The 13,829-nt window shown below is 48.9% G+C and carries 5 protein-coding genes; all 5 read left to right on the forward strand.

The genetic code is table 11. The features are described 5' to 3' along the window. The first annotated feature begins 36 nt into the window (after positions 1–36). The 5 genes from AN390_RS06560 to AN390_RS06580 are packed head-to-tail and all read left to right on the forward strand — an operon-like array spanning position 37 to position 13,647. Positions 37–411 (forward strand): D-Ala-D-Ala carboxypeptidase family metallohydrolase, encoded by a 375-nt coding sequence (locus tag AN390_RS06560; RefSeq protein ID WP_055253409.1) that lies wholly within the window; start codon positions 37–39, stop codon positions 409–411. After that, complete coding sequence (locus AN390_RS06565; RefSeq protein ID WP_055253411.1) at positions 411–2,201, forward strand: hypothetical protein; 1,791 nt, start codon at positions 411–413, stop codon at positions 2,199–2,201. The genes AN390_RS06560 and AN390_RS06565 overlap by 1 nt, the downstream gene beginning before the upstream one ends. Then, positions 2,198–4,129, forward strand: a complete 1,932-nt coding sequence (locus AN390_RS06570) for a phage tail tip protein (protein WP_055253413.1) — start codon at positions 2,198–2,200, stop codon at positions 4,127–4,129. The genes AN390_RS06565 and AN390_RS06570 overlap by 4 nt, the downstream gene beginning before the upstream one ends. A gap of 11 nt (positions 4,130–4,140) precedes the next feature. Next, positions 4,141–4,518 carry a hypothetical protein gene (locus AN390_RS06575; protein WP_055253415.1) on the forward strand — a complete coding sequence of 126 codons (378 nt, stop codon included), beginning with the start codon at positions 4,141–4,143 and terminating at the stop codon, positions 4,516–4,518. A 12-nt stretch (positions 4,519–4,530) separates the two neighbouring features. Continuing rightward, positions 4,531–13,647 carry an alanine-zipper protein gene (locus AN390_RS06580; RefSeq protein WP_055253417.1) on the forward strand — a complete coding sequence of 3,039 codons (9,117 nt, stop codon included), beginning with the start codon at positions 4,531–4,533 and terminating at the stop codon, positions 13,645–13,647. The last annotated feature ends 182 nt before the right edge of the window (positions 13,648–13,829 follow it).

Raw genomic sequence — 13,829 nt, forward strand, 5'->3', positions numbered from 1 at the left:
CCCCATAAGTAACACTAATATTTATGGGGCTTTTTCATGGCAGAACCAAGAACAAAAAACTTCAAGCCTTCGGAGCTACGCTGTAAATGTGACTTCTGCAAAGGTGAAGTGGAGAACGAATGTGATCCATATGCGCTGCGGATGCTTCAAAAAATTCGTGATGAGGTTGGTCCTCTTGCGTTAACGAGCGCCTACCGCTGTGCTAGACACCCCGAAGAGGCGAAAAAAGAACAACCAGGTCAACACTTCAAAGGTGTCGCTTTTGATATTTATGTGCCGTGGGGCGTAAAACGAATGCAGATTGTTGAGCTTGCGTTAAAGCTGGGCGCAAAGGGCTTCGGCTTTGCTAACTCGTTCCTGCATATCGACTGGCGCGTGTCGAGCGAACCTGTTAGTTGGACGTATCATTAATGAAAATTCTGTTTAATGCTTTTCTAGGCACTGCGCCTAAGTTCGACGATGAGCAATTGCCAGATGGCTACGCTACGTTGTCGAACAACACTAAGTCAGAGCGGGGAATCTTAGAACCGTGGGCGCTCCCTACATCATTGGGCAGCTTTGGTCGTAGTGATACTAAGTCTATGCACAAGTACCGTGACCAATGGTTTACATGGCCTGAGATTACGTATGCTGTTAATGCGCCACTCAAGAATGACGCTTACGACTACGCACTGTTTGCTTCGGCCAATAGTGAACCACGGGTCGTGTATAACCTAAATGCAGAGGAGGGCAGTGGTCCTTATCCTGCGGTTACGTACCCGTTGAATGTACCAGTTCCTGACAAAATCGACTCTGTTATCACTGGTGATGCTGAGCATTGGTACTACGAACCCCAAGAGGAGGGCGTAGACTCAACGGGTGACACTGATGGTGATGGCATCGTCGGCCTGAAGCCTTACCAAGACCCAGAGGACAGTGAGTATGACTACTCAGAAGTTGCATACTCTTACTGCTATGTTGACGCTTGGGGGCGTTTGAGCGCGTTGGCAGACCCTACGGATATAGTAAAAATCCGAGAATGGGAGTACGTAAATACAACGGCGGTTACGCTCACTTTCCCTACGCCGCCAGATAGTCTTTTGCTTACTGATCCATTGCGCGGAACAAACGCAAAAATTCGCATATTCAGAACGAACCTAGCGAGTTCAGGTACGGCTGTCTACCAGTTCGTTGCTGAAATTCCAGCGACGCAGAACACCTACACAGACACAACGTACAGCGGTGACTTATTGGACTCACCTATCAATGAAGATTGGGTGGGCGCGCCAGACTTGAACACGGAGCTTTACCCGAATGGACCAATGCAAAAGGTCGTTGTTATGGGTTCAGATATTCTTGTGGGGCACAATAAACGTATCTTGTGCTTTGCTGAGCCAGACGCTTTCTACGCGTGGCCTGTCAAGTATTACAAGGTATTCCAAGAGGACATTGTGACAATCGAGACTTCGGGTTCAAACCTTGTTGTGCTAACGACGGGTGTGCCTTATGTGGTGCAAGGTGTTCACCCTGAGTCGATGGACGCGGCACGTCTTGCAGACCCCGTTCCTTGCTCAAGCCCACAAGGTTCGACTGAGGTCGCGGGCGCTGTCTACTTTACTAGTGAAACAGGGCTGCACCGTATCGAGGGCTACGCGATTGCTAACGTGAGTACAGGTTTTATAGACAATGACTCGTGGCGCAAGCTTGACCCAAGCACAATGATACTTGGTAACTACGATAACAAGGTTTTTGTTCGCTGCCCGACGGTGGATAAAACGCTCGTGTTTGATGCGCTAGACCCAAATGCGGGTATTAGAACGGTAGACCTAAGAGCTGAGTCCTTCGTTGAGCTAGAGGAGACAAATGACCTAGCTTACGTTGATAGTGATACCCGTGAGTTGATGCTTTTTGATTCGTCAGAAGATGGGTTCATGGAATTAGGCTGGGAGTCAAAAACATACCTGTTCAATGACCCTGTTTGCTTCAATATCGCGAAGGTACGAGCCAACACGTACCCCGTTAAAGTGCGTGTGGAGTATGACCATGCCACAACGGGTGAGACCGTGGCCTATACGAAGCTTGTGGAAAGCCCATCGTTTTTCTACCTGCCGTTTAACAGTCGTGCCTTTAGATGGCGAACGGCTGTCGAACCAATAAGCCAAGCGGCTAAGTTAGAGGTTCGTGACATTCAGCTTGCGCAATCACCGGAGGAGCTTGTATGAGTCGAGCTTTACCACCTGTTCCTAAAGACGTATCTCGCTCTGTTTCACAGTTCCTTAACTCGTTACGTGAAACTGTCCAAATACAGGCGGGTATGGGGCGTGGTAACACGCTAGATCGAGCTGTAACGTTCAGAGATTTAAAGAAAGCGATAGGTACTGATGATTTATCGTCTGTCGCTACAAAATCCGCGACAGGCGTTGTTACGGCGTTTAATGACCCTATGCCGACGAAGCCAACTAACTTTGCGGCATTCGGCATGTTCAACATGGTAGGTCTTGAGTGGGATAGGCCAAAGGCCGATTGGTACGCGGCTACAGAGATTTATCGCGTTGATGTGACTGATGACCTAACGGCTACGCCAGTGTTCAGCGAGGCTGAATACGTTGGTACGTCGGCAACGGGTTTCTTCTCTGACTTGGTTGAGCCAGCTAGAACTTTTGTTTATTGGGCTAGGCACTTAAACCGTGATTACCAAGCGGGTGATATAAGCTCGCCAGAGGGTACACGTGCTAGTACGTCTGAAAGCCCAGAGCAAGTGCTGGTTAGGTTCAGCGAGGAAGTCGCGGACAGCAACAACTTTAAGTGGCTGCGCAGTGACCTGAGCATAATGGACACCATAAACCGAACGCTCCAAGGCAGCGGTTTAGGTGACTCAGGGCTTGCTGATTTGATCAACGGAAGCGCTACGCTCAGCGATATGCTGGCCGAGCAAGCTATGAGCGAGGCATTGTCGAAGCACACGCAGACAGAGAGCATTCAGCAGCAATTCGCTAAAAACTATGCTCGCCTGTCGGGGGGCATACATGCGGCGGTCAACGCGGACGAAGCTTATGTGCTGCGTATCCAAGAGCTTGAATCCAAGTGGGAGAATGACCTCGGTAAAATAGTTGACGCTAAAATAACTGAGTTCGATACGGTGCTTAGTAGCTCGGAAGGGGCTATTGCACAGGCTATTAGAAACTTCACTGTTGACTACGACGGCACAAACGTAAGCCTTCAGCAATTGGCTAGCACTACCGCATCACAAGGTGGAATCTATGAAGCGCAATGGGGTGTAAAAACAAGTGTCGCTGGCCTCCAAGGTGGCGTGGGTTTCCTAAACGACGGCACTCAAACGAGCTTTGTTGTCGACGCGCAGACCTTCGCGGTAACGGGGGGCAATGAAAATGTGTTCCCGTTCATCATCAAAGACGGCAAAACGGTTATAGACAAAGCGTTTATTCAAGATGCAGAGATATACAACTTGCTGGCCGCTAACATCGTAGCGGAGCGCGTTAAAGTGGGTCTTTCGTTCTCATCACCTAGCATTACTGGTGGTTCGATTGACGGTGCTACGTTGACAATTGGCGACAAGTTCTCAGTTAGCCAAGATGGAATCATGCGAACCCGTGACGGCTTCTTCGAGGGTAACGTAGCGGCCAAGAGCGGATACCTTGAAAATGTGCGGATTGATGAGTCTTGCACGATAGAGGGTACGTTATACGCGCAGAATATTGAGGGCGATATTGTTGACCGAACGGTAATCGTTGTTGATCGCGAGATTGAGGTTGGTCCTAGAGAGGTTTACATCCTGATCCAAGGAACAATCAGCCCTGGTCTTTTAGGTGCGACCGAAGAACGCGTACTTGTGATTAGTGGTATTGCGCTAGACCACCAAGGCGGCGGTGGCTCTACGAGTAACTTTGACGTTTATCTAAGGCTCGATGGCTCTGTTGTGCAGAAGTTCCATTCGCACAACGTTGAGGAAGAAGGGTCGGTGACAGTGCAGATGGGCTGTCATATCCCTAAAGGCACTGCGGAACATACATTTGCCGTAGAGCTTAGGCCAGACGTAAACGATAACATTTTAGTGCAGCAATCAGCGATTGTTGCGGACGTATTTAAGACAGGCAGCACGTTCAAAGATGTGTCTGGCCTTCACTACTAGAGGAAAAATTAATGAGTAAATGGTACAGAACGGGTGTTGTTAATCTAACTAAAGATAGTGACATTGTTGAGGGCATCGGTACGTATTGGGCATCGGCTGCAAACAAGCCCGCTGAGGGGGATATGTTCGTCCTTGATACACGTGTTTATGAGGTAATGGAGGTTATTGATGACTCGACAATCCGCATCGATAAACCATACAACTTAACTACAAAAACCAATGTGTTATATGGTATTATGCGCAGCGTGTCAGCAACCACAAACACACGACTTGCAGCGCAGGTCAGTGATACATTAGAGAAGCTAGGTAATCGCGTTACTGTCTCTACCACAGCCCCAAGCGCGGGGCAGGGTAAAGATGGTGACATTTGGATTGTCGCAGCCCCCTAATGGAAACCCGCAATGTCGGCTATAAAAATAAACGGGACTTGGCAACGAGTCTCGTCAATAAAGATAAAACAAGACGGGGTGTGGAGTGACCACACCGCGTTGTATGCTAGGTTAGATGGTGTTTGGCACTTAATCGACCTAACTGCCGAAGCTCAAGGCCCAGCCTACCATGTTTGGAAAGCATACGCTGATGACGCGCTCGGTAACGGTATAGTCCTCTCCCCAGAAGGCAAAGAATACATTGGCTTCGCCGTAGGCCAACGAACAGAAGAACCCGACCTTTCAGACCCGTCGCTTTATGATTGGTCTCTAATCAAGGGCGCGGATGGTAAAGACGGCCAAGACGTAGACCCCGAAGTCCTCGATGAAATCCTAGAAAAGCAGAACAGTTACAATAGCTCGCTGTCTGATGTTAATGACGGCCTGTCTGCGGTCGAGCAAGCTTTAGCGGACGCTGACTCCCGATTAAAAGCGGCGGATACAGCTCTGAATCAAGCCCTTCAAGCCGCGCAAGTAGACTTTTCAAACTCTGTTGACTCGTTGAATCAGTCTATCGGTGATTTGGACACAACGCTGTCCGGTCAAGTGCAAGACTTAGACGCAACGCTGTCTGGCAAGGTACAAGACTTAGACGGTAGCCTTTCGAAGCAAATACAAGATCTGGATGCTAGCACCGCAGGCCATGTGTCGCGTATTGATACTAAGCTGAATGGTGTCGATTCGTCACTAACGTCTATCACCACGTCGATGAATAGTGAGTTCGACCGTGTTGATAGCTCTTTAGCAGCGGCTTCGGGTCGAATCGGTGAGGTCGAGAATGACCTACTTAATCTGACAAGTCTAAGCGGGGAACAGGGTTCGTCTATAACGCAGCTCGAAAACGCCACTGATGAACAAGCGCAAAAAATCTCTGTACTTGAGACTAATGATGGCAGTACCCGCGCACGAGTGGCCTCACTAGAGTCAACGTCGGGCGAACAGGCTACACGGTTGTCTAGTCTTGGTGTTTGGGATGGTGAAGCGTTTGCCACTATCAAAACGTTAGAAGAAGCTGACGCAGAGAATGCTAGCTTGATCCGAACGCTTGAAACACGAGGCGAAGAGGCAGATTCTAAGATAGCGACGCTTGAGTCTACGTCGTCTAGCCATTCGTCACGCCTTACTAACGTAGAGACTAAGGCAACTAACACGCAGAACCGTGTAGCTACAGTCGAAGAGACAACGCTAGCGCATGCGACTCGACTTACTAACGTGGAAACGAAGGCGAGCGATACTGAGTCTAAAGTCTCTACACTTGAAGAAACTAGTAAGGGTCATGCATCACGTTTAACGAATGTGGAAACCAAAGCTACAACGGGTGTTAATAAAGCTAATGCTGCACAAGCGTCTGCTGATACCGCTAATGAAGCGGTTGGTGAAGTAACTAACCGTGTTTCAACTTTAGAGGAAACTAGCGAAGGTCATGCGTCACGTTTAACAAACGTAGAAACAAAGGCTACAACGGGTATCAATAAAGCGAATGCGGCTCAAGCGTCTGCTGATGCAGCGAATAGCGGTGTGAGCGAAGTAACTAACCGTGTTTCAACGTTAGAAGAAACTAGCGAAGGCCATGCGTCACGTTTAACAAATGTGGAGACCAAAGCCACAACGGGTATCAATAAAGCAAATGCCGCACAAGCGTCTGCTGATACCGCTAATGAAGCGGTTGGCGAAGTAACTAACCGTGTTTCTACTTTAGAAGAAACTAGTGAGGGTCATGCATCACGTTTAACGAATGTAGAAACCAAAGCTACAACGGGTGTCAATAAAGCAAATGCCGCACAAGCGTCTGCTGATGCAGCGAATAGTGGCGTTAGTGAGGTAACAAACCGTGTTTCTACACTTGAAGAAACTAGCGAAGGCCATGCGTCACGTTTAACGAACGTAGAGACCAAAGCCACAACGGGTGTTAACAAAGCGAATGCTGCACAAGCCTCTGCCGATGAGGCAAACGAGAGTGTTAGCGAAGTAACTAACCGTGTTTCTACTTTAGAAGAGACCAGTGAAGGCCATGCGTCACGTCTAACAAACGTAGAAACCAAAGCTACAACGGGTGTTAATAAAGCGAATGCTGCACAGTCTATGGCGGACAGTGGTGTAGCTAAAGCTAATGCAGCTCAATCTTCGGCTAACACGGCAAATACTAAGGTAACGGCGGTTACTAACCGTGTTTCTACCTTAGAAGAAACTAGTGAAGGCCATGCGTCACGTCTAACGAATGTAGAAACTAAGGCGACTAGCGCTGTCACTAAGGCAGATAATGCGCAAAGCACAGCGAACAGCGGTGTGTCTAAGGCAGATGCAGCCCAAAGTACGGCTAATAGCGCGAACACGAAGGTTACGGCTGTCACGAACCGTGTAACATCACTGGAAGAAACCAGCGAAGGTCATGCGTCACGTTTAACGAATGTTGAGACCAAGGCTACTACGGCGGTTAACAAGGCCGACGCAGCCCAAGACTCAGCGGATAGTGCGAATACAAAAGTAAGCTCTGTGACTAACAGGGTCGGTTCACTTGAAGAAACTAGCGAAGGCCATGCATCACGTTTAACAAACGTTGAGACTAAGGCTTCTAATGCGGAGAGTAAGGCGAACACTAACTCTAACCGTGTTAGTTCGCTTGAGAGTACAAGTAACTCTCATGCGACGAGGCTAACTAATGTCGAGTCTGTAAACCTTGAGCAACTATCGGGTTCTCGCATCCAAAGCGCATTGTCACCAAATATCGGTTGGACTGGAAATAGCAGCTACGAGGGTGCTAATAAATTTACGCTTGCTTGTGGGTACGCTGGCAAAGCCGCACTTCGTCTAAAACTGTGGGATGCAGAGGGCGGACTCCATGTGGCGTTCAACGGTACGGAGGTGTCACCTCTACCTAAAGGCTCTAATGAGCAAACTAAATGGTTTGAGTACCTTGTTGACGCACAACAAGGTGATAATGAGGTCGCGTTCTGGTCGTCATCTGATGGCGGCAAGATACTTAGAATAGAGCTACGCGGAGGTGATTTAGGTTCGTCTGTACAGACCCTTGAGTCTACTAGCACAGGCCATGCGTCACGTTTAACTAATGTTGAAACGAAAGCTACAACTGCTGTATCAAAAGCGGATGCAGCCCAAAGTACAGCGGATAGTGGTGTATCTAAGGCGAATGCTGCCCAAAGCACTGCAAACAGCGGTGTATCTAAAGCAAATGCTGCGCAAACTGCGGCGGATAACGCTCAGGAAACGGCGGACAGCGCAAATACAAAGGTAACAGCGGTAACAAACCGTGTTTCTACTTTAGAAGATACGAGTGAAGGCCATGCGTCACGTTTAACAAACGTGGAAACCAAAGCTACGTCGGCTGTCACTAAAGCAGATAACGCACAAAGCACGGCAAATAGTGGGGTTAGCAAGGCGAACGCAGCACAGTCGTCTGCAAATGAGGCCAATTCGAAGATTACGACTGTCACTAACCGTGTCTCTGTACTAGAGGAATCTAGCGAAGGCCACGCGTCACGTTTAACAAACGTAGAAACTAAGGCAACTACGGGCGTAAATAAGGCGAACGCCGCCCAAGCGTCTGCTGATGATGCTAATACTAAGGTGTCTAGTGTTTCTACCCGCGTAAGTGTGCTGGAAACGTCGGACACTGATAAGGCTACAAGGCTGTCGGAACTTGAATTTAAGGCGTTAACTGAGGGTAGCGACGATATTAGCGAGTTCGCTAGCATGGGCGCTATGGCCCCTCGTTATGTAATGGGCTTTATTGGCACTATCAGGTACGGTGCGTTCGAGAATGAAACGGTCATATACGTCAATGGTAGAGCTGCGGTCGAGGCCGACAAGGGTGATACGGGTACGCTAAGTGGTCTGACAGAAGGGGATAAGGTCGAGTCTAACAAACCGGTAGCCCTTGTGGGCGTGTCGGGTGAAGTCCTGCCACCTGCACAGTTTGCGTCGACCCAGCTGTTGGCCGTGTCACGTTCGGGTAGCAGCACTGGTGAACGCAGACAGAGAGCTAACTTACTTTCAGTCTACGGTGATGCTGAGGTCGAGCTAACATACAAAGATGGCAGCCCAGCGGTCGATACAATAAGTGGCTCAAGCTCTATTAAACTAGACTCTGGCGCAGTAAAAACCATAGAGGTTGATCGCCCAAGTGGCACAGAGTATTTCTTCATTAAGGCGACTAGACCGATCCTTGCTGTTGGTACTAACGGTGTTGGCGCAGATAGCGTGGCCTTTAAGGCTCCCTCGCGAGAATACATTACGGGGTCTCAGGGCGTTCGTGTCATAAAGACGGGCGACGCTCAGGTTCATAATAACGGCTCGGGCTACTACTACAGTGACGACCCATTCTACCTGTACGACTATGGCGATGGCGCTGGAACTGACGCGGAAACGGGTGTCCCGCGAAAAATGGCGGGTGACACATACCTTTTACCCCACACGGTTTATGACTTCTCTATTATCTCGGCGGAACCGTGTTCTGTTAAGGTCTACCACTTAGACGGTAACTTACACGGTACATACGATATAACAGCAGTTAAAGGCGGTAGGGTAAATGTCGGTGCGCATAGTGGTGCAGCTAGCTCTGGTGTTCTCGCGCCTAATGGCATGTTCTTCGTCGGTAGTGCGCCTTTTGCTGTCAGGACTAACATAAGTGAAGGGGAGTACCACGCAGTTGGGTATAAGTCGTCGTTGCGCCCTGCGTTCGAAGCTCAGGCTGTTAGTAATGTTTCGCTGTCTAGGGTTTCAACCCTTGAGACTACGGCATCGGATCATTCATCAAGGCTGAGTGAGGTAGAAACAAAGTCCGAAAAAAATGAGAGCAGGGTAGGCGTCCTTGAGGTCGCAAAAGAGGGTCATGCTTCTCGCCTAACGTCAGTTGAGACCAAGGCCAATAGTGGTGTTAGCAAAGCGGAGGCCGCCCAAAGTACAGCCGACTCAGCGACGACTAAAGCGAATAACGCCCAGAGTACAGCTGACTCAGCAACTACTAAAGCGAATAATGCGCAGAGCACAGCTAACTCAGCGACAACTAAAGCGAATAACGCGCAAAACTCGGCAGACCAAGCGAATGAGAAAATCACTGCTGTTACTAACAAGGTGTCTACGCTTGAGGAAACGAGCGAAGGGCATGCGTCAAGACTTAGCTCGGTTGAGACTAAAGCGACCAGTGGGGTTAATAAGGCGGACGCGGCGCAGGCGAAAGCAAACTCAGCGGATAGCAAAGTAAACGCAGTAACTTCGCGTGTCACGTCACTTGAAAACACGTCAGCTACTCATGCTACAAAAATAGATGAAGTCAGCCTTAGCCGTTCAAACATAGTTACACGCGGTGTGTTCGGCGCGGACTTAAGTCGTGGTGGCTGGACTGCGGGCAGTGTGGTTTCGACAAAGGCCGTAGGTATCCCAACATTGTCGGGTCGACCGTATGTTCTAAAGCTTACGACACGTGATTGCTATGACTACAATGCGCAGTTCCCTATAAGTGTCGGCGATAAGATTTACATTTCAGCGTGGGTATACACTACTGACACAGATATTTCGTTCAATCTTGGCCTAAGAATGATGATCGACGGGCAAGAGCAGTCTAAGTGGCCATTAACTGCTCGTATAACAGACCGCTCGGGTAAGTGGGTGTATGTGGAAGGAACGTACACGCATACATTTGAGGCTTATAACGGTGCAACCCCATTCTTGCAAATGGGTGGCAGCGGCACTATGCCACCGGTATATATTAGCGACATTGTTTACAGTCGTAGTAGCCATAGTGGTGCGCTAGCTGCTGTCACTGATGAGTCTAAAGCCTATGTTGACCAACAGACGGGCGAGTTAAAGGCCGAGCGTGTGATCAAAGCAGATGCCAACGGTAAAGTATCAGGTGTTCACCTGCTAGCTAATGGCAGTGGCGCGGAGGCAGGCGGCAAGCTGTACTTCCAAGCCGATGAAATTGCGATTGTACCGCCAAACTGGAATGGTAGCTCAGAGCTGGACAAGTCTAAGTTCCCTTTCTACTTCTCAGAAGATAGAAACTACATGTACTTGGACGAAGCGACTATCCAACGCTTGTCGGCTGAAACGATTGACAGTGGTAGCTTAGCAGTTGATGGCTTAACGCTTCTATCGGATAATCTGTCATTGCCAGCGGGCGCCGTTCGTGAGCATATGATTGACCCAGCGTTTAAAGACGGCATTGTTCGTGTGAACCCCGACGCTGAAATCTTAGGTGGTACTAAGTCGGTGTCGTCAACGGGTATAGGCCAAGGCAAGAAGATTACCGTGCCTGTGTTGAAGTCAGGTGGTAGCGCGCAGAAGATGACTATTACGGTAGTTGGTCCGAACGTGGCAAACAGTAAAGACGTTCGTTTCGACCTAGAAATGAAGGTAAATGGCGCGCCTTACAATTTCAGTAGCGGCCAATCTAAGATCCGATTAGAGTCTACCATTACGTACTCGGAGGAAGATGAGGGCTTTAGAATATACCGAACGTCGTTCAATTTTGAGGACACAGTGATACTCCCCGCGCCAACGAAGGGCAATGAGTACACGTATGAGTTCACTATCACCAATATGACGTTTAACCCTGCAAACACGTCCACGTTCAATTACGCGGGCAAGCTGCAATTCTCAATCTCTGTTTCAGAGCCTACGGTGTCTAGTGGTGGTTTCATTACGGACGTTCGCTGGTCAGAGGTCAAGGAACAGCCTAGTTTTGTGGCACTAGATACATCAGGGAATAGTTCATACCCGCGCATGGTCGCTGGCAATAATCCTGCATCTTCAAACATATGGCTACGTGTGCCATCTACAAGCGGCGGCTTACTACCATACAGTAATGGCAACAGCTTGCTAGGTACGAGTTCATGGAAGTTTAAAGAAATACACTCGGTTAACTTTTATGAGAATGGCACTGCATTATCGTCAAAGTATCTTGGCAAGTCAGGCAAGGCCGCCGACTCAAGCAAGCTAGACGGGCGTGGTTATTCTGATGGGGCAAATGCAAACTCTATCGCCAGCCGGAATTCAAATGGTGACATTTACGCACGATTGTTCAGGTCTACCTATGGCAACCAAAATACCATTGGGGGCGCAATAGCGTTCAGGAACAGTACGACCGATAACTATATTCGTTTCTGTTCGGATATGGGCGCTGTGCGTAACTTCGTTGGCGTTTACTCAAAAGACGAAACGAATAGCAGGTACATGCCAAGCTCAGGTGACTCTTTCACTTCGGGCAACGTCATAGGGAGTCTTAACGGAAAAACAGCACTGGCCACTAACGATGGCTATGGCAACTCAAATGTTACGTTCAATCACACTAGAGGCGTTCCTGTGCAGAATGGCAACGCTGCTCGTATTGAGGTTAATACAGACAGCACGTCTAACCCTAGTTTTAACTTCGAGCTAGGCGCAGGAGTGACAGCAGGTAATGCCGTAGGCCTAACTACTGTTTTAAACCTTAATCTTACTGATGTTCGCTACAGGGGGAACGTCATGTGGCACGCGGGTAATATTGGCCTAGCTACTAACAATTGGGGCGGTATCACTTCAAAGAACGCTAGCGGTTACATTGACATTGGCCCCGCAAATACGAGCTACGCGCATATCTATACTGACCGCCCGTCCTTCTACTTCAATAAAGACTTGAATGTCAACGGTAAACGCGTGTACCACGCAGGGAATAGCAGTCATTTTGCGACTAAAGCCGAGTCTGATTCTAAGTACCTAGGTGTAAGTGCCACTGCGGAAGCAGCCAAGCTCGTCCAGTATATGAGTCAAGTTGAATATGGGCGTACAGGACTACAGGCCGCGAACGTGTCGGGCAACGGAGGCGACGGTAAAGACGGCAATACCCTATCTAACCCGACTAACGATTGGTGGTATCACATTATTGCTAACCACTCGAACAGTGCAGGGTACTATTTTGATATTGCGTGTTCGTTCCATAGTAACAGGATGATGTTTAAGCGCGTTGCTTCTGGTAATCATTCTGAATGGTTTGAGCTATTCCACACAGGAAAAATGGGTGCAGGCTCTGGGCTGGATGCTGATACTTTGCAGAAGGTTCCAGCTACGGGGTTTGCTCGACTTGGGACTTCATCACCGCATAGTAACTTCTTGTACGTCCACAGGGATTCTACAAATAATGCTAGTTACTTTGTGCAGTCTGGCACAGGTGATATAGCGCGGTTCATTAGGGGCTCTAAGGGAGTTACTGGTGTTAGTACAGGGGTGACGATTGCCAATGATGGTACAGTTCAGGCAACAGGTCAGATTGTATCTACAGGTTCTTCGATAGGTACAAACCAAGTTGTAGCGCTGTTTAAACACCCGTCACAGAACACCAACATAGCTATCGTTGGTAAGAACTCAGCAAACGGTGCGTTTCGCCTAGAGGCTAATGCGGACGGTGGGGAGCTTAGGATACAAACGGCAGGCGTGACAGGGGGGTACTCGTCGTCTGGTGGTGATGTAGGCTCTATCGCTAGGTTTTACCGTAATGGCGATGTGGTTGTCAACGGTACTGTCCAAGGGGGGCGGGGGTTCAGAAGGGACAACACTGGCTCTAGCTGGATCAGCCAACGCGACTCAAGCTACGTTGGTATTTACAATGGCGCTAACGTCGGTAATAACTCATATGCGGCGGTAATAAGACAGCGGCACGCAAGCTACACATGGACGGTGGGCGGTTTAGGTAATGCCTACTTTGGTATATTTGCCTACACCAATAGCAGGACAGTCAATGGCACCGATGGCTATTTCCGCATGGATTATAAAGGTAACTGCACAGCGAGCGGTAAGATGTACGCACCTGACTTCATATCGACTTCCGACAGACGTGTTAAGGACAACATTAAGGTTATCCCTGACGCCCTGAAAAAAATCTGCAAGTTGACAGGTAACACGTACACTCGTAATGACCTAGAAGATAAACCGTCTGCGGGTATCATTGCGCAGGAAGTGCAGGAAGTGCTACCAGAGGCAGTGACAGAAACAGAGGGCAAACTCCAAGTAGCTCATAACGGTGTAATTGGCTTGCTAGTCGAAGCCGTCAAAGAGCTAACGGCTAAAGTTAAACAATTGGAGGCACAAGTTGGCTAGTAGTTTTACTATACGTATTAGGTATGACGGGGAGTTTAAGGCAGCTAAGGCTTTCCCTAGCTCTCTCGATTACCTAGAAGCGGGTGATACAGTTACGTTTTCGGGTTCTGGAGTGACCATTACTGGTTTCTCTAGTTCCTGCTGGACTAGCTCAGCTAACATATCTGGAGGTAGCACAAAGA

This window comes from Pseudoalteromonas sp. P1-11 (assembly GCF_001399995.1).
In the GTDB taxonomy this organism is placed as follows: domain Bacteria; phylum Pseudomonadota; class Gammaproteobacteria; order Enterobacterales; family Alteromonadaceae; genus Pseudoalteromonas; species Pseudoalteromonas atlantica.